Genomic DNA, 19095 nt, shown 5'->3' on the forward strand with positions numbered 1-19095 from the left:
GTCAGAACACATTCAATATAGAACTTGTTGATTTGCCCTTAAATTTTTTAGTCCTCTATTTATGTCGTTAATTCGTTTAAACTTAGTACACATATGAAGTATTCTATTTTTTGTTGTAGTTTTTTATTTTTGTTGTTGGCTTGTAAGCAATCCAAACCAGAAATACAACTCAATGAGGGCATATGGTTAGCGGAACTTACCACTTTGGATGATCAACAATTGCCCTTCAATTTTAAGCTCTACACAGCACCCGAAGGTGAATACATACTGGACATATTTAATGCGCAAGAGATTATTACTGTGGATGAAATTACAACCTTTAACGATTCCATTATCATTAAAGCCCCTGGTTTTAATGGTCGTATAGTCGGCACGTTTACTCCAAATAGTATTACCGGAAGGTTTATCATTGAAACTATGGATAGAAATATTGCGTTTAAAGCTGTTTTCGATACTCCGGTGCGGTTTAGGGATACTGCATCGCCCGAATTGAATATTTCAGGTATATGGGAAACCGAATTCAGTCCTAAAACAGAAGATCGATATATGGGTAAAGGTATATTTACCCAAAAAGAAGGAAATGTAATCGGAACGTTTAGAACGCCTACGGGGGATTACAGATTTCTTGAAGGTGTGGTTGACAAAGATTCTTTAAAACTATCCGCATTTGACGGTGCACATGTATTTTTATTTCTTGCTAAAGTTACGGACTCCTCGCTTACAGGAATGTTTTATTCAGGCAACCATTTTAAAGAACCTTTTACAGCGGTAAGGAACGAAACTTTTGAGCTCCCCAGTCCAGATTCACTTACTTTTATCAAAGAAGGGTATGATAAATTCGACTTCTCCTTTCCCGATATAAAAGGGAACATGGTATCCCTATCTGATAAAAAATTTGAGAATAAAGTGGTCATTGTACAACTGATGGGTACCTGGTGTCCTAATTGCTTGGACGAGACACGGTTTTTGGTAGCGCATATTGAAGAAAATAAACAAAATAACCTTCAAGTAGTAGGCCTAGCCTTTGAATATGCTAAAACGAAAGAAGCCGCCATTAATGGCATAGAGCGCTTAGCGGATAGGGTAGGAATAAATTACCCGGTTTTATTGGCGCAATATGGCACTTCAGATAAAGAACAGGCACAACAAAAACTACCCATGCTCAATCACGTGATGTCTTATCCGACAACCATTTTCATCGATAAAACCGGAGAGGTACGAAGAATTCATACTGGTTTCAACGGGCCGGCGACTGGAGATACCTACATATCGTTTAAAGCAGAGTTTAGCGACTATGTAGCAAAGTTATTACAAGAATAACAAGGGCTATATAATGGTAGATTTACCTAGTCCAATATTTTCGTCGTTCATTTTAAAACTACCATCTAACTCCATGATATTATCGGCAATAAAATCACCTACATAATTGGTTCCGTACTTGCTACTCCCCATAATGTCTGGGGTAACAATTTTTTTGGAGAATGATTTAAGAACAGCAGCCACAACAGCGTCTGATTCCTCACCCAGTTTAAAATGTTGTAAAAGCATAGCCGTACTTAGTATAGATGCTATTGGATTGGCAATGTTTTTGTCTTTTGCATAGGGGTAAGAGCCGTGAACAGGTTCAAACATAGCATAATCCGCACCAACAGAAGCAGAAGGCAAAAGACCTATAGAACCTGCAATTACGCTTCCCTGGTCAGAAAGAATATCCCCAAACATAATATCCGTCAAAATCACGTCGAACTGACTAGGATTCAGTATCATCTGCACGGCTGCATTATCAATGAAGAGGCATTCCAAAGTTACCTCCGGATAACTTTTGGCAATCGTATAAACCGTTCTTCTCCATAACCTAGACGTTTCTAGTACATTGGCCTTATCTACTAATGCAATTTTTTTTCGCCTTCCCTTAGCAGCTTTAAACGCCAAATGGGCTATCCTGCTAATTTCGCTTTCGGTGTAGGTACAGGTATCCGTTGCAGAGGTGTTGGCCTCATTTGTACTTTTATCACCGTAATAAATACCGCTAGACAATTCCCTATAAATTACCAAATCAGTATGCTGTATAACTTTTTTTGCCAGTGGTGATTGTTTCACCAAGGCTGGAAAAACTTTTACAGGTCTAATATTTGCAAAAAGCCCTAGTTCCTTTCTAAGTCTAAAAAGACCTTGTTCTGGCCATACTTTTGACGTGGGATTGACATCATATTCCGGTGAGCCAATTGCTCCAAAGAGAACAGCATCTGAGTCCTTACAAATCTGTAGTGTCTTTTCTGGTAAGGGATTTCCTGTTTTATCAATTGCCGTTGCGCCTACCAATGCCTTCCTAAAGGTAAAGCTATGTCCAAAAGTTTCCTCAACAGACCTTAGGCACTTAATGGATTCTGCCATTACTTCAGGGCCTATACCGTCACCTGCTAAAACAGCTATATTCAACTTCATAATTAACTAACGCTTTGAAGGTTCAAATTACTTGCTTCTACAATTTCATGAATGTCGCCATCTAAAATCTCCTTTTTCCTATCAGCAAACTTCAAAAACTCGTCATACACCAAATCCAATTGAATTTTAGTCAATTCGTAACCTACATTTTTTGCACGATAGGCTAAAGCAGCTCTTCCGCTTCTCGCAGTAAGTACGATAGAAGATTCTGTTACGCCTACATCGGCAGGGTCCATTATTTCATAGGTTTCCCTATTTTTTATAACACCGTCTTGGTGAATTCCGGAACTATGCGCAAAGGCATTAGCCCCTACGATAGCTTTGTTCGGTTGCACTAACATGCCCATTTTATTGGAAACCATTAAACTAGTATCGTAAAGCAATTTGCTGTTAATAGTGGTGTCTAAGTTAAGGCTTGGATGCTGTCTCAGTATCATCACAACTTCTTCCAAAGAGGTATTTCCAGCGCGCTCTCCAATACCATTGATAGTACATTCTATTTGACGTGCTCCATTAATCACACCTGCGATAGAGTTGGCCGTAGCAAGGCCCAAATCGTTATGGCAGTGACAAGAGAGAATAGCCTTTTCTATTCCCTTGACGTTTTCCTTTAAATATTTTATTTTAGCGCCATATTCCTCTGGAAGGCAATAACCGGTAGTATCTGGAATATTCAATACCGTTGCCCCTGCTTTTATAGCAGCTTCGCAAACCCGTGCTAAAAACTCATTATCCGTTCTTCCGGCATCTTCTGCATAAAATTCAACATCCTCTACAAAGGTTTTGGCATAACTAACGGCGTCTATTGCTCTTTCAATAATGGCATCACGGTTTGAGTTAAATTTAAATTTAATATGGGAATCCGAGGTACCTATACCGGTATGTATCCTTGGTTTAACTGCATATTTAAGTGCTTCCGCCGCTACTTCAATATCCTTTTTTACCGCTCTGGTGAGTCCGCATACCGTTGCATTCTTAACCAGCTTACCTATGGCTTCTACAGATTTAAAATCTCCTGGGCTAGAAATAGGAAATCCTGCTTCGATTATGTTTACACCAAGCTCATCTAAACGTGCTGCAATAACTAATTTTTGCTCCATGTCCAGTTTACAGCCAGGTACTTGTTCTCCGTCCCTAAGTGTCGTATCAAAAATTTGTACTATATCTTTGCTCATTATATTTACGTAGTTTTAACCAGTCAAACGAATATATGGCCATATACACAAAAGATATAAATTTTGTTGTGGATTTTACAACGTTAAGACACTTTTTTGGGTAACCAACAAACTCATTTTCAATTACTTAAACTGTTTTTTTTACGATGACAAATGCCCATAAAGACGCACTGTTCATATTAGTTAAGGCTTTATCAAAATCCGAAAAGCGGCAATTTAAACTTTACGTAGGCCGGCTTGGGGTAAATACCGATGCTAAATTCCTGGCCCTATTCAACTTATTGGATAAAATAAAGCGATACGACGAAAAGGTTATTTTAAGTAGCGTTAGCGTTAAAAAAGCCCAGCTTTCAAATTTAAAGGCACATTTATACCGTCAAATTTTAGTCAGTCTGCGTTTAAATCCAGTGAATCAGAATATTCGTGTTCAGATGCGGGAGCAACTAGATTTTGCTACTATCCTTTATCAAAAGGGATTGTACAAACAAAGCCTTAAAATTTTGGATAAGGCAAAATCAGTCGCTATTGAAAATGAAGAGAAGAATATCGCTTATGAAATAGTAGAGCTTGAAAAGATAATTGAGACACAGTACATCACCCGAAGTATTCCAGATAGAGCCGATGAATTGGCATTACAGGCCAAAGAATTATCTGGCCAAAATGTGATGACGAGCAAACTTTCCAATCTTTCCTTGCAGTTATACGGAATGATGCTAAAAGTAGGGTATGTACGAAGTGATGATGACTTAAAAGGAGTAAAAGAATACTTTACAAAACACCTACCTAAATATGACTTGGATACCCTAGGTTTTAGAGAAAAACTTTGGTTGTATAAGGCTTATTTATGGTACAGTTTTTTAATTCAGGATTTTCTTTCTTGCTATAAATATTCCAGTAAATGGGTAGACCTTTTCAATGAGAACAAGGAAATGATTTATCTGAATCCCGTTTTTTATCTTAAAGGAAATCATTATTTATTAGAATCTTTATTTTATGTTAAATATAGCTCTCAATTTAAAGTTACGCTTGAAGAGTTGGAGGTGATATTGAAGGACTCTAATTTTCCAAAAAACGACAATATCACATCGCTTGCATTTTTGTACTTGAACGCAAATAAGCTTAACCTTCATTTCTTGGATGGTACCTTTGAAAAGGGCTTGTACCTGGTGAAAATTGTAGAGTACGGTATCAACAAACACAAAGACCGGATAGATGCACATCATGTGATGGTATTGTATTATAAAATAGCCTGTCTGTATTTTGGCATAGGCGACAATAAAACCTGTATTGTCTACCTAAAAAAGATCATTGAGAACAAAAACCTTAAAATGCGGGAAGATCTTATGTGCTTCGCAAGAGTGCTGAGCCTTGTTGCGCACTACGAAGCTGGTATGGATTACCATTTGGAAATTCAGCTAAAAAGTACTTACAAATTCTTGTTGAAAATGAACGACATGCACGAAGTGCAAAAAGAAATGATAAAGTTCTTGAGAAGCCTTGGGGGTATTTATCCGAATGAGCTTAGGAGAGAATTCCAAAAACTACATACAGAACTTAAAAAGTATGAAGACCATCCTTATGAAAAACGTTCGTTCCTATATTTGGATATTATTTCTTGGCTAGAAAGCCATTTGGAGAACAAACCCGTTTCCCAAATTATACGTGAAAAGGCCTTGTTACATACGCGATAAGGCGTGACTTTAAAATGAAACGTTCTCACCTCTCGCATTTATTGGAAATTAACCTTGCCATGGTTTTTGTGGGCACTTCTGGGGCCTTAGGAAGATATGTAGACCTTCCTGTTCCTGTTACAATTGCCTCACGTGCGATTTTAGCCTTTTTGGCGTTACTTTTTTTTTGTAAATGGAAAGGAATATCCTTACGAATTAAGCCGGCGCACAGGGTCGTTGTCCTAGGCAGTAGTATCCTAATGGGCTTGCATTGGATTACCTACTTTTATGCGTTACAGTGGTCCAGCGTGGCTATTGGGATGCTCTCTTTGTTTACATACCCAGTACTTACTGCCTTTTTAGAACCCCTGCTTTTAAAAACACCGTTCCAGAAAATACATTTACTCTTAGGCGCTATGGTTTTAGCCGGTATCTATTTTTTAAGTCCGGAATTCAATTTTGAAGATTCTAACACCCTTGCGATAGCGATAGGTGTTTTCTCGGCACTGTGTTATGCGCTAAGGAACCTGATTTTGAAGGCTAGGGTAACCGAATACCATGGCTCTGCCTTAATGGTATATCAAACAGGAATTATTGGTGTTATATTACTGCCTGCATTTTTATATATTAATTTTAATAATGTTATAGGGCAATGGCAGGGCCTTGTAGCTTTGGCAGTAATTACCACGGCTATTGGGCATACCTTGTTTTTAATGACATTTAGGCATTTCAGTATTACTACCGTGAGTATTCTCAGTAGTATACAACCCGTTTACGGGATACTTATCGGAGCTATTTTCTTGAATGAAATTCCAGAATTAACTACCGTATTCGGTGGAATGTTGATTTTAGGATCTGTGGTCATTGAAAGTTTTAGGTCTTCACAAAAATAAAAGGTCCATATTCCAGACTAGTATTTGGTGTTCCCCTTCCCGTATATTGATTTATAATGCAGTCCCCTAATGTTTTAATGCCATCCTCTCTGGCCAACAGCCTTACTTTTTCTGGGTCAAAATTTTCGTTTAAGTACAAAAAATACCCGTTTTAATCATTATTAGTATAGATAAGTAGCTCCTTAACAGCCATTTGCTTTTCACGTATGGAACCTACATTACGATTTAAATTGTCCTTTATGCGGAACACTTTATTATATAAATCTCCTGTAATACCATTCATTTGCTGATTTAAAAATTGAGTTCTGGATTGTATTACGCTAGGAAACTACATGCCTCACAAATCTTTGGTGTTTCCTATAAATGCATTCATTTCTGCTGAAATATGACCTAACATTCCTAGCATAAATTTAGGCACAGGAATAGCCGTTGCCTGATTATCGTTTTTAATGGCATTTTAAAAAAGTATCTATAAAATTATTACTGCCACAGTTGGAAAGCAGTATGAGTACCAAAAAAGACAACATAAGTGATTTTATCCGGGTTTGTTTAGCCTTAAAATATATTAAAATCAGCTACATGCACCCCAAATCGGGTCCTTAGGTGGTGGAGCGACTACGGTTACGGTCTCTTTATTTACGGGATGTACAAATTGTAGCTTACGAGCATGAAGGTGAATGCTACCGTCCGGATTACTTCTATCAAAACCATATTTTAAATCCCCCTTTATAGGACTTCCGATACTTGATAGTTGAGATCTTATCTGATGGTGCCGGCCCGTTTTTAAATCGATTTCCAACAGGGCATAACGATCTAGTTTTTTTACTAGTCGATATTCTAGAATCGCTTTTTTACTTTCAGGCACTTCCTTTTTGTTGGCATAGGACTTGTTTTGTTTGGTATTTCGTTTGAGCCAATGCACAAGCGTATCCGATGTTTTTTCTGGTATATTTTTTACAATAGCCCAGTATGTTTTTTTAGCTTCTTTCTCTGCAAATAATTTATTGAGTCTTGGCAAGGCTTTTGAAGTCTTAGCAAAAAGTACGATGCCAGAAGTAGGCCTATCCAGCCGGTGTACAACGCCCAAATACACATTACCGGGCTTGTTGTATTTTTCCTTTATAAACTCCTTAACAACCTCACTCAAAGGCATATCCCCAGTCTTATCGCCCTGTACGATATCTCCTGGCCGTTTATTAACTATAATGACGTGATTATCTTCAAAAAGTACTTGAAGATTTTTACTGCTAGAATGTTGTTTTTTGGACAAGTTATTATTTAAGATTTATCTACGTATTATTTTCATACTTAGCCTGGATTTAATAGACTATATTTTAGTTTTTATAGGTTTGTTCGGTGTCTTTAATCTAAGGTGTAGCATCCGTCAAAAAAACTAAATCGATACTTTTTTCCAAACACGCCTATAAACAGAATCATTACAACACCAATCGTTACAGCGACATCAGCCATATTAAAAACGCCTATTTTTAAAAACCCCAGGGGAATCTGAAAAAAATCGGTTACCGAACCGTACACGATACGGTCTATTAAATTTCCAATACCACCCCCAATAACAAAAGCAAAAGCGATTACAGGCCATCTGCCAATTATTTTTTTGGTAAGTACCCGATAAAGTAAAACCATAAGAACAAGTACGGGTATAATTTGAAACAGTATAATTTTTACAATAGGAGGGAAGCTAGCCCCAAAGCCTAGCATAGCTCCAGTATTCTCAACGTTGGTAAGGATAAGGTGATCGGTTACTATTTCAATATAATCCTGACTTACTACGTTTTTGCGAACCACCTCTTTGGAGCTTTGGTCACAGCTAATATTCAATAATACCAAGGCCATACTATAAAATCAACATACAAAATCCTTTTGTTTCAAACCTTTTTTAAAATTAATATTGTTCCTCATTATTAGGAAAATCCATGCTTTTTACATCGGAAACATAGCTAGATATAGCCTTCCCCATTTCTTCATAGAGGTTCATATATCTTCTTAAAAACCTTGGATTAAATTCATGTGTCATTCCCAACAGGTCATGAATTACTAAAACCTGCCCGTCGGCATGTTTTCCGCCGCCAATACCAATAGTGGGTATGGTAAGGCTCTCGGAAACTTCTTTCGTAAGGTTCGCAGGTATCTTTTCCAAAACAATACCAAAACAACCTAGTTTTTCTAAAAGAAGTGCGTCTTCTTTCAATTTTTCTGCTTCAACTTCTTCTTTTGCCCTAACCGTATAGGTCCCAAATTTATAAATAGACTGTGGTGTAAGACCTAAATGCCCCATAACTGGTATACCTGCAGCTAAAATCCGCTTTACAGATTCCTTTATCTCTGCGCCACCTTCAACTTTTACAGCATGTGCGCCACTTTCTTTCATGATTCGTATGGCAGACCTTAGCGCTTCTTTAGGATCACTTTGGTAACTTCCAAATGGGAGATCTACCACCACCAAAGCTCGATCAATAGCCCTTATAACAGAGGATGCGTGATAAATCATTTGATCCAAGGTAATAGGTAAGGTGGTCTCATGGCCTGCCATAACGTTACTAGCGGAATCTCCTACCAAAATAACATCCACATTGGCAGCATCCACAATTTTAGCCATGGAATAGTCGTATGCGGTTAACATAGATATCTTTTCGCCGTTTCTCTTCATGTCCACCAAGGACTTTACGGTGACTCTTTTGTACTCTTTTTTTGCTATGGACATGTATTTGAATTTATTCGGAGTTAAAAATAAGGAGTTTTGATGACAATGAGGTGCAGTTAAGACAATGGCTTTATTTACTTTTTGTTCAATGGATTATTCTTACTTTTAGTTTTCAACTAAAAACAGTTTTCTAATGAAGTGCCTATGCATACTACTCTTCTTTTCTTTTAGTTACTTAGGGTCAGCACAAACCCCAGACGAAACAGTAAAAAACACTGTTGATTCCTTTTTTAAAGCCTTTCATGCCCGTGACGGAAAAGGCATGAATATGTTAATTCATGCAGATGCCCGTTTACAACGTACCGCTCCAAATGCCGAGGGAATACAATCGCTAAGAGCTCAAAATTTTCAAGATCTGATTGCTGGTATCGTTTCCATGCCAGATTCTACCGTGTTTGAAGAAAAGCTTTTAAGCTATGCGATACAGATAGATGGCCCTTTGGCGCACGTATGGACACCCTATGAATTTTGGTTGGATGCCGAACTACATCATTCTGGTGCGAACTCTATCCAACTTTTTCTTGATGAAGGGAATTGGAAAATCATTTATTTGGTAGATTCTCGAACGTCAGAAGGATTAAAAGAATAGATAGTCATGAGCGTTTATAACGGGTAAGGAGATTCTGTTGTTTTAACTAGCTATAAGCTAGTAATTTCTATTGTTTGGTTCTTTAGTTATTTCCACTTCCTTATAGTTTTTCAGATTACCAGAGTTCTTTGTATTCCACCAAATTATTCCCAAAACAAGTACTATTACCTTAGAGGGTTAATTTGACAAGGACACGTGTAGTACTAAAATATACTCCTAAAAGTAAATACAAACATAATAGCGGTACCAGTACAGCGCATAAAGACAATAGATAAAACTTGAACAAGCTATTGTGGTTTTATAAAACACCTATTAAATTAGTATTTTGATACCTAGAGTTTACAACATGACATTATTAGGTATAGGATCACGAATACATCACTCACAACACGGGAAAGGTGTTGTAACAAATATATCGTCCAAACAGTATTGGGTAACTTTTATAGAAAAAGGTATGGAAACCATAGACATAGCTGATGATTTTGAGGTCATTGAACGCTTGGAAGGTAAAGTGGATACCGTAAGTTTTTTTGACGTTGAACGTTCTTTAGTTAAGATATTGGAAAAGTGGAACGATACCCACGAGAAAGTAGCCCTAGCGGACAAATGGCGTGGAGGAAAATTAATTTTGGAACCGGGTGATGCCGTTGCCTATAAGGAAATTCCTATCGATACCTTCTTTCATAAAATAGTAATGGTACGCGACCGTATCCGTGTGATGGAACAAAAAATAAACAGCAGTAAAAACTTGGATGACCAAGAGAAGATAGACCTTCAGCAATACATTACCCGTATTTACGGCAGTTTGACTTCTTTTAATGTTTTATTTAAAAACAAAAACGATTATTCTGTGGGGCAACGCACATAACTGAGAATATCTATTCTAAAGCGCCACTATTTAGTAGGAATAACAAATTCCAGAACTACTTAACCTAATTAACTATCAAATGCCATACTACATTTAGTAAAATAAATGAACATATGGGCGCTTTTGCTGCTAGCAACAGCTCCCAATTTGTATTGGGGGTGTTTTGAACCTTAAAATTATGGAGTCCTAAAAATTTAATTTATCTTTTATGTCCTAACCGATATGAAGCTATATGTGCACTGAACACCAAATACCAAGAAGAACATTCATTAAGACAACAGCTAAAGCAATGGCAGCAATTCCCATGCTACCAGTACTAAAAACCCATAAACCCTCAAACAAAGCTCTTAAATTGGCTGAAAAACATAGAAAGGAGCTTATCGACGTATTGGAAAAACTGATACGGGTACAGAGTATCGAAGGAGAATCGGCCGCCAATGCACAAAAGGTGGTAAGCGACTACCTCTCAAAGCTACCCTACCGCATAGAAGAAAGCGAAGACCAACCAAGTCACTATGAAGAGCATCCTGAATATATGGCCCCTAGCCCAGCGGGTGATGGTCCATTTGTTAATATCGTAGGATGGCCAAAGAAGCAAGGAAGCCAACAATTTGCAATGTTCTCTCATATCGATACCCATTCGATAGAAGAAGGATGGTCCACCGACCCTTTTGAACCTAAGATAGTAGGTAATAAGCTATACGGTTTGGGAACATCCGATGATAAGGGTGGGGTAGCGGCCATGCTCGTTGCCGCCACTATTCTTTCCAAAACCGGAAAACAATTACCCGTTGTCATGAGCCTTCACGGTAAAGGTGGTGGCGGTCGTGGAAGTCTACCCGTTTTTGAACGGATACGAAAGACAAACCATAATATTGGAGCTGTACTTTATGTACACCCTGCCGAAACAGGTCGGGGAATGGAAGATATCAAAAATTCAGTACAAGGCATTGCCGACTTAAAACTAGAAATGACCGGATGGCGTGGAGAACCACTGGAAATTGGAAGTATCGACTCTGCGAAATGGAAGGATGGCGGAAGTGCAGTTGACCTTTGCTTAGCGTTATTGGAAACCTTGAGGAAGACAATCTATAAAGATGTTATGGTTAATATTGGGATTATAGAAGGCGGCGATCGCATTGGATCTGTCGCCGATAACGTCAGCGTCACTTTTCGGCTAAAGTTCAAGGAATCTAATACCTGGAGGGCACTTTTTGATGATTCAAATAAAGTAATTACCGAGTTTGTGAAGGCTCGGTCAACATCCGGACATTCATATACGGCAGAACTTAAAAGTGTTGGCTATATGACCAATCCGGGCGCTGTAGATTGGGAAGCATCAGAGAGTAAAATAATTCGAAACTCAATTACTGAAATTACGGGTAAAGCACCAACGGCATATCCTAATCATTATGCTGGCGACATTAGGTATCCTATACGCTTATTAGGTGTTCCAGCCTATGGTATTGGTTCTCTTGGTGGAAATTTTTATATGCCTAACGAATGGGTAGATATAGATGATTTAGTTAAACTGGTCGCAGTTCTCGTCGACACTATTGGTAATTGGCAAAAGGATTGATTCTGTGATGATTTTTGCATATAACTTGTTTCATAACGAATTAAGCTATGCGGCATAAAAGTAAAAAATCTAGCAAACCTTGTGTTTTTTGAACGTGAGTGTGCTTCGCCATCTTTGGCATTTATTTTTCTTTGCCAGCGCTACAATTCGCCTACGTTTTTAAAAGTACTCCGCCTTTAAAAGTTATAGTGTCTAAAAAAGAATAAGACTGAACGCTTTAGGTATTTTATAAAAACCATTGACACCTAATTAATCGTCAAGGTATTAACAGGTAGTATACGAGTTCACTAGCTTGTTCGTCCTAGGTTTTTGAGAAGGAAGATAGTTGGAACGTGGCATCGAAGAAGGAGCTGCACACATACCTTATTTGAGTATAGACAAGGTATTTGTACCTGCGTGTGAAATGGTATTGCACTCAAAAGGGAAAAGTGCAAAAGCATTATTTTTACACCGTATTACAGGTTGAGATTCACTAATAAAAAGAGATATTTAGTAGGCATATGATAAAATAAAACCGCTCCATTGCTCATTTTATAATTGCACAAAAAAATCACGCTCAATCTGTAAAAAAGAAGTCACTTATCAGTACTTTACGAGTTCTTGAAAACGAATAGGAAATTTATACAGACTGAAATTCTTGCTGGGATAAGCTCTTTCCTTGCGACTTTTTACATCATAATTGTAAACCCTGCTATTCTTTCAGAGACAGGTATGCCATTTTCAGCGGTCGTAACTTCTACCGTTCTTGTATGCGCTTTTGGTAGTATAATGATGGGGGTTTATGCTAAAAACCCATTTGTAATTGCACCAGGAATGGGTCTTAATGCCTTTTTTACCTATACAGCTGTTTTAGGCTTAGGACTTAGTTATGAAACTGCTCTTGGAGCCGTTTTTTGGGCGGGAGTGCTATTTTTAATATTAAGTATATTAAAGGTTCGAGACAAAATAGTACAATCTATTCCACATGCATTACGCTTCGCTATCGCCGCAGGCATAGGTCTTTTCATTTGTTTTATCGGTTTTCAAAATGCTGGTTTTATTGTCGATGATGCTGCAACCTTAGTTAGTCTAGGCTCTATAAAAGACCCCATGTGTCTTACTTTTTTAATTGGATTGGGAATAACCGCTGTTTTGGTCGCTAAAAAAGTGCCAGGCGCAATGATTATAGGTATTTTGTTGACCACCGTTTTGGCTTGGCCTATAGGAAGGTGGTGGGGAGACGCTTCTTTAATTAATTACGGAACACCAACACTAGTAAATTACACAGGAATCTTTTCGATGCCAAATTTCAGCCTGTTCCTCAAAGCGAATCTGGTGGGCTCCATTCAATATGCGTTCCTTCCCATAATTTTTGTGTTTGCCTTCACCGATTTATTTGATAGCCTTTCGACATTTGTTGGTCTTGCAGAGGCATCTGGCTATAAAGATGAGGAGGGAAATCCAAGAAATCTTAAAAAATCACTCTTTGTAGATGCGGTCACCACCATCTTTTCAGGCCTTGTTGGCAGTAGTTCTGGAACTGCATATATAGAATCCGCAGTAGGTATTCGCGAAGGTGGAAAAACAGGACTCACAGCAATCACAGCTGGAGTGTTATTCTTACCCTTTTTGTTTTTCTCTCCATTATTATCTGTAGTTCCTAGTATTGCCAGTTCCATTGCCTTGGTTTTGGTAGGCTCTTTTATGATGAAACCTTTAACCAAAATCAACTGGAGTATGCTAGATGAGGCCATACCTGTTTTTTTTACCATGATTCTAATGCCCTTAACATACAGCATTACTACCGGAATTATTTTTGGTTTCTTAAGCTGGACTTTACTTAAATTGTTTGCTGGTAAACGAAAAGAAGTAAATCCTGTACTCATTATAATTAATATATTCTCGCTCCTCTACTTATGGTTATAAAACAAATAGTGCTCGTTCTAATATTCCTTATTGTTTACACAGCAACAGGACAACGTATTGCTATTATGGGCGCTATGGATGAAGAAATAGAATTACTAAAAGAGGAATTAAAAAATAAAAAAGAGATACAGAAAAACGGCGTAACTTTTTTTACAGGAAAACTTAAAGGACAAAAAGTTGTGCTTTTAAAGGCGGGTATCGGCAAGGTGAACGCAGCCTATAGCACAGCCATTCTGATGACTAATTTTAAGTTAGACGCCCTGTTATTTACAGGCGTTGCTGGGGGCTTACATCCAGATATTGAGCCGGGAGATATTGTCATCTCCGATAAGCTCATACAATACGATTTTGGAGAACTGAAAGCGGGTTCATTTGAAACCTGGCCCACAAAAAATCTGGCCAAAAATAATAGAAATCCACTATATCTTACTGTAGACCAGGATTTATTAGCATTAAGTAAGAAGGTATCCGATCGTATTACCTTGAAACCGCTAAACGATAGAATTCCAAAATTCTTTGTAGGTGTTATTGCTACTGGAGATACCTTTATGAGCGACCCCAAAAAGGCAAAAGAATTATATACCAATTTCAAAGCGCTTGCCACTGAAATGGAAGGCGCCGCCGTTGCTCAGATATGCACCATGGCAGCAATACCTTACATTGTGATTAGAAGTTGTAGTGATAACGCAAATACCCAAGCACATGCAGATTATTTTAAGTTTATTACCGTTGCCGCTGTTAATTCTGCTCAAATGGTACTAGGAATATTGGAAAATTACGAACTAAAAAAATAGTTGTAGGTACCTAAATACTTTCCAACATAAAAGCAATATATAAACTACTAAAAGCAAAGACGATGAAGTCAAATTCAATTTATAAACTTTTCTCGCGGTATATCTTAGTGGTACTTCTTATATTCAGCAGTCACTCTTTTGCTCAAGAAAAAATGACCGACCAATCTAAAACAGAAAACAAAGAAATAGCCTTTTTACTTTTCGACAATTATGAAACCCTTGATGTATTCGGCCCTGTTGAAATTTTTGGCCGTCTGGCGGACAAATACACCTTAAAATTCTATTCGCTTGAAGGGGGGGTAATCAAAAATAGTCATAAGGTATCTGTTATGACAGAAAAGTTAACTACCGCTACTAAAAACTCCTATATATTCTTAATACCAGGTGGTATGGGAACACGAAAAGAAGTCAATAATGAGGTACTCATTAATTGGATTAAGGAAATTTCAAACTCCAGCGACTATGTATTGACTGTTTGTACCGGTAGTGCACTTTTGGCCAAGTCTGGGCTGTTAGATGATAAGCAGGCCACTTCCAATAAAAGGGCGTTTTCATGGGTGGTCACAAATGGGCCTAATGTAATTTGGGACAAGAAGGCACGTTGGAAAGTTGATGGAAAATACTATACCTCTTCGGGGGTCAGTGCCGGAATGGATATGGCATTAGGATTTTTGGCGGATAGACATGGAGTTGATTTCGCAAGTAACCTTGCCTTAGAGATTGAATATAATTGGATAAAGGATAAGGATAACGACACGTTTAAAGCCAAGTAAAAACTGCTATTCAAAATTCATCTAGCAAACTTCGATTGTAAAGACACTTAAACACCCCTAGGTTATAGGGCTACTACTATTTATACACAGTGCCTATCAAGAACCTGAACTCAAAGTAATATTGGAGGTAGCACGTATTCATATCTACTTTCCAGGCCGTGTCTAAAACACCGTCACGCTTTGTATTTTGGCGATTGCAATAATTTAAATGGTATTTTGTGTGATAATTTTATGGAATTGGATACCAATAGGGTGAACAAAAATTGTACTACTATGAAAACAGCATCTAAAAACCAGCGTATCCGAGAAAATCTAATAAAATGGTATCTATGTGAAGTACGCCTTTTTAAACGCATATTTGGTATAAAATAAAAGTACTACAATAGCTTTATATTTTATACGTATAAAATTCCCGAGTATGTTTATACTGGCTAGAAAAACAAAGACACAACGCCTTGAGATACTATTCATACCAATACAAAAAAGGGCCTAGAAAGCCCTCCCGAGAGTACCTTTAACCTTTCCATATTACACGGTATTGTATTGATACCATTCATGATCTTTAAGCACCATTTAATATAAAAAGAAGTAGGTAATTGTGTTACCTTTATCTCTGCGTTTATAGGTTGAATAACGCCACGCTATAACAGCTACTAGGTTTAGCTAAGCCGATCAAAAAAAACGTGAATACAAGTTTGAGAAATGAGTCATATCCGAATAAAAATGTTGCTAAAGAATTCTATGCCCTACTACGCATTAATAGGCCTTATGCTATTAGGGTGCACGTCTACCAAAAAAATTAAACAGAAGACAATTCTTTGGGGTGCTAATCAAAATTCTACACAAGTACATAGCAGTAGTGGAGATACAGCAACTGCTGCTGCTGCTGCGTATGAGTATGGTTTTGATTATCATAAATATATTAGCCTAAAACCAACGCTAACAACGCCAATCCTATCCATTGCTAAAGATTCATTGGCACATATCCATACTAATACAGCGGTAAGCAAAAGTACATCACCGGCTCTAGTAGAAAGTAAAAGTCTAGTAGCAGATAAGATAGTAGAAAATTATCTAAACAGCGAAAATAAGGAGCCTGGAGGTCATTGCCTTTCGGTAAGTAAAGGTCGTTTTGAACAGGCGTATAAACAGGTTCATGGTCATTTGCCTTATCAAGACCTTCCAGATAGTATGGCCTCAAAATTCCATACCCCTAAACAGGTGTTTAATTTGCTATACGTTTCCGCTTCTGAAAAACACCCGGAATGGCAAAGCCTTCCAGAAGAATATAGGGGTAAGGGCAATGCTGGTGCTATTGCTTATGCCGGTATGGGAACATTGGTTGATACGTCAGGAATTTGGAATGGCCAATTAAAACCCGGAGCACTCATACAAGTTTGGTGGCATAAAGCAGATTATGAAAAGGTAATGCTAGGTGCAAATGTCAAAAAACTAGATCCTTATGGACATTCGTTTATTTTTATAAGCTATGTGCGCAATAAAGACAATGAAATTACTGGGCTTAAAATAGCCGATCAAGGTTTTCAAAGTTACAGACCTTTAATCCCTAGAGATTATGAAGTGTGGTGGGCGGTGAACCTTAGTGTTTAGAGGACTAATATTTAGTAACCTAATAATTTAGAATTTTTAATGTAATTTCTTCTTACCTAATACGTTATAAATATGGAGCATGACTCCTAAATTTATAATCTATAAAATCCATGTTACTTTTTTCCCTACTATTTTATTTAGGCTTTACGACCGAAATGCCACCTAAAATAGACCAGCTGGCAGCCTATAGCCTTGTCGCTAAAAAGCTGCTGCCTATAGCGAAAACCAGAAGTTTTAAGGCAGGGACAACCGTTGAGTTTAAAATAGATTTAGATAGTATTGGTGATTCTTATGCCAACGCTAAAGTTGATGCCAAGGAACTTCGTTTGCGTTTAAAAGAAGGCCTACGGTCGGGTACTATTTCTTTTGACAACATCAAAACAGCTTTTACCAATCAATTAGTAGATAAGATTATACCACACTGGTATGGTACTCAATGGAGTTTTGGGGGCCATACAGCTATGCCTAACCAAGGTAAAATTGCATGCGGTTATTTTATATCAACCACCCTGCGCGATATGGGTATAAATATCAACCGGTATGAATTGGCTCAAAAATCACCTATTGACGAGGCTAAAATGATCAGTTGTGGCTCGGTAATTAACAAGGTTGTTGAGGATACCCCGGAAAAAGCATTCGAAGAGATTGATCAATTAACCAAAGAAGGACTCTATTTTATAGGTTTTGACGCGGGGCATGTGGGTTATCTTTTAAAACGTGAAGGCGAACTATTTTTAATCCATTCCAATTATCTATCTCCGGTATCAGTTTGTATGGAAACGCTCAAAGAATCACGAGTTTTCAAGAGTTTTACTAAATTTCATTTGGTAGCTATTTCTCATAACGATACCCTTTTACAACGGTGGTTAGACAATGGTACAGTGTTGTAACAGAGAACACCACACCCAAGGCACTTCTTTCTTATTATTTGAACCTATTCGCTAGATAGTTACTACATCTTCATATATTTTTTCTGTTGAAGTTTCTTCTCAAAAGGGAATGAAACCGGAGTGTGGGGTTCACGAATATCCTTAAAAAAACAAACATGTAATGCTACACGCATTAACTAACTCACGCTAGCAGGTCAGGCTCTGTGCGTGAAGTGGGATTTTACTTTGTTATTTATTTCCTAACGCATACCTCTGGCGCATTCAACTAGGTTCTAGATTTTGTATACTAGATGTTCAAATGAACTAAGAAGAAAACAATAAAATCTTTGAATTAAAATCGGACGTCCTATACAAATAAGCGCTGTTTCTTGTTTTAATTAATAATACGCTCTCTATTAAGGACTAGGCTTGTTAAAAAAATTATGGAGAAATAATAGAAATGTAGTATCTTAACCCTTGTAAATTTCTCCCAATTATGTATGTTTTGATAAATAAATAGCTCCTTTCGAGTAGTATTTATAAACATTCATCCTTAGCTATTAGTTTTTTTTTCGAATTACACTATGTTGACATCAATTGAATAGTCAAACTAAAACTTGATACCATCATAAAATGAGTCATTTAAAACCTTAAAAGATAAAACATCAAAATACTTTTTTTTATTCATAATGATAGTTGAAAAAGATACAGAAATAAGTGCTACAGATATCCTATTTATTTTAGAAAATATATGGGAAAAATCTAAACCAGAGTGGTTGCTGACGACGGAAGATGAGCGCAAGGAAACCTTGGTGTTTATTCAAAACCGACTTAAATCTGCCCACCCTTATGGATATGCTAAAATTTGGAAAACAGCCACTGGTGAACCTATAGGCATTCTTGGAGCATATAAAATTGAAGATAAAAGATATGAGACGTTTTTTATCTGTAGCCGACACATGGAGGAACATGCTATGAAACTGAGCTTTGAAATGCGAAAAATCCTTCTAGACTTATCCATTGAATATAAAGGTTGTGCCCTTGGCCAATATGCAGAGGCGCACCGTACAGACCAACGCTCGTGGTTTCGTTTTCTGGGATTTAGCTATAAACCCGAAGGTAATGTTGGAAACAGGCGGTATTTTGAATATGTGTCTCCCAACACATGATACGATAAAAATTTATGTGATACTTGAGTATTT

General features: G+C 37.5%; 19 protein-coding genes. 12 read left to right on the forward strand and 7 right to left on the reverse strand.

Annotation, left to right across the window (positions count from 1 at the left end):
- Positions 1-93 precede the first annotated feature (93 nt).
- Positions 94-1320, forward strand: a complete 1227-nt coding sequence (locus tag Q360_RS0104455; protein WP_027076027.1) for a peroxiredoxin family protein — start codon at positions 94-96, stop codon at positions 1318-1320.
- A 6-nt stretch (positions 1321-1326) separates the two neighbouring features.
- On the opposite strand, the gene leuB is transcribed toward Q360_RS0104455, so the two are convergent.
- Both leuB and Q360_RS22265 read right to left on the reverse strand, forming a co-directional pair.
- Positions 1327-2445, reverse strand: coding sequence for a 3-isopropylmalate dehydrogenase (gene leuB / locus Q360_RS0104460; protein WP_027076028.1), 1119 nt, complete (start codon positions 2443-2445; stop codon positions 1327-1329).
- A 2-nt stretch (positions 2446-2447) separates the two neighbouring features.
- The gene (locus Q360_RS22265) at positions 2448-3620 is read right to left on the reverse strand and encodes a 2-isopropylmalate synthase (RefSeq protein WP_084273355.1); all 1173 of its coding nucleotides are present in this window, start codon (positions 3618-3620) and stop codon (positions 2448-2450) included.
- Positions 3621-3766: 146 nt separating this feature from the next.
- On the opposite strand from Q360_RS22265, the gene Q360_RS0104470 reads away from it, so the two are divergent.
- Together Q360_RS0104470 and Q360_RS0104475 are read left to right on the forward strand one after the other, a co-directional pair.
- Positions 3767-5311: a hypothetical protein gene (locus tag Q360_RS0104470; protein ID WP_027076029.1), complete on the forward strand. Its 1545-nt coding sequence runs from the start codon at positions 3767-3769 to the stop codon at positions 5309-5311.
- A 14-nt stretch (positions 5312-5325) separates the two neighbouring features.
- A complete protein-coding gene (locus Q360_RS0104475) occupies positions 5326-6183 on the forward strand; it encodes a DMT family transporter (RefSeq protein WP_027076030.1) in 858 nt (285 codons plus the stop codon).
- Here the strand turns inward: Q360_RS0104475 and Q360_RS26485 are convergent.
- From Q360_RS26485 to panB, 5 genes are all read right to left on the reverse strand, one after another.
- Entirely contained in the window at positions 6164-6322 is a 159-nt protein-coding gene (locus Q360_RS26485) for a hypothetical protein (protein WP_245603187.1), read from the reverse strand. The genes Q360_RS0104475 and Q360_RS26485 overlap by 20 nt on opposite strands.
- Before the next feature lie 12 nt (positions 6323-6334).
- A complete protein-coding gene (locus tag Q360_RS26935) occupies positions 6335-6466 on the reverse strand; it encodes a hypothetical protein (protein WP_262493200.1) in 132 nt (43 codons plus the stop codon).
- Between the two features lie 288 nt (positions 6467-6754).
- Positions 6755-7453 (reverse strand): RluA family pseudouridine synthase, encoded by a 699-nt coding sequence (locus Q360_RS0104490; protein WP_027076031.1) that lies wholly within the window; start codon positions 7451-7453, stop codon positions 6755-6757.
- Between the two features lie 92 nt (positions 7454-7545).
- Positions 7546-8037, reverse strand: coding sequence for a signal peptidase II (gene lspA, locus Q360_RS22275; RefSeq protein ID WP_051554563.1), 492 nt, complete (start codon positions 8035-8037; stop codon positions 7546-7548).
- Positions 8038-8086: 49 nt separating this feature from the next.
- Positions 8087-8905, reverse strand: a complete 819-nt coding sequence (gene panB / locus Q360_RS0104500; RefSeq protein ID WP_027076032.1) for a 3-methyl-2-oxobutanoate hydroxymethyltransferase — start codon at positions 8903-8905, stop codon at positions 8087-8089.
- A 133-nt stretch (positions 8906-9038) separates the two neighbouring features.
- Here panB and Q360_RS0104505 point away from each other — a divergent pair, with 133 nt between their 5' ends.
- The 9 genes from Q360_RS0104505 to Q360_RS0104550 all read left to right on the forward strand — a co-directional run bounded on the left by Q360_RS0104505 (position 9039) and on the right by Q360_RS0104550 (position 19062).
- Complete coding sequence (locus tag Q360_RS0104505; RefSeq protein ID WP_027076033.1) at positions 9039-9494, forward strand: hypothetical protein; 456 nt, start codon at positions 9039-9041, stop codon at positions 9492-9494.
- 346 nt (positions 9495-9840) lie between these two features.
- On the forward strand, positions 9841-10362 hold the full coding sequence (locus Q360_RS0104510) for a hypothetical protein (RefSeq protein ID WP_027076034.1): 522 nt from the start codon (positions 9841-9843) through the stop codon (positions 10360-10362).
- Between the two features lie 232 nt (positions 10363-10594).
- Complete coding sequence (locus Q360_RS0104515; RefSeq protein ID WP_027076035.1) at positions 10595-11941, forward strand: M20 family metallopeptidase; 1347 nt, start codon at positions 10595-10597, stop codon at positions 11939-11941.
- Between the two features lie 600 nt (positions 11942-12541).
- Complete coding sequence (locus Q360_RS0104525; RefSeq protein WP_027076036.1) at positions 12542-13846, forward strand: NCS2 family permease; 1305 nt, start codon at positions 12542-12544, stop codon at positions 13844-13846.
- Positions 13847-13854: 8 nt separating this feature from the next.
- A complete protein-coding gene (locus Q360_RS0104530) occupies positions 13855-14640 on the forward strand; it encodes a 5'-methylthioadenosine/adenosylhomocysteine nucleosidase (protein ID WP_169734627.1) in 786 nt (261 codons plus the stop codon).
- A 62-nt stretch (positions 14641-14702) separates the two neighbouring features.
- Positions 14703-15413: a DJ-1/PfpI family protein gene (locus Q360_RS0104535; protein WP_084273356.1), complete on the forward strand. Its 711-nt coding sequence runs from the start codon at positions 14703-14705 to the stop codon at positions 15411-15413.
- Positions 15414-16115: 702 nt separating this feature from the next.
- Positions 16116-17024, forward strand: coding sequence for a hypothetical protein (locus Q360_RS0104540; RefSeq protein ID WP_156950006.1), 909 nt, complete (start codon positions 16116-16118; stop codon positions 17022-17024).
- Between the two features lie 110 nt (positions 17025-17134).
- Positions 17135-17914, forward strand: a complete 780-nt coding sequence (locus tag Q360_RS0104545) for a hypothetical protein (protein ID WP_027076040.1) — start codon at positions 17135-17137, stop codon at positions 17912-17914.
- Positions 17915-18582: 668 nt separating this feature from the next.
- Positions 18583-19062 (forward strand): hypothetical protein, encoded by a 480-nt coding sequence (locus tag Q360_RS0104550; RefSeq protein WP_027076041.1) that lies wholly within the window; start codon positions 18583-18585, stop codon positions 19060-19062.
- Positions 19063-19095: the final 33 nt, after the last annotated feature.

The sequence above is a fragment of the Maribacter antarcticus DSM 21422 genome (assembly GCF_000621125.1).
GTDB classification, from domain to species: domain Bacteria; phylum Bacteroidota; class Bacteroidia; order Flavobacteriales; family Flavobacteriaceae; genus Maribacter; species Maribacter antarcticus.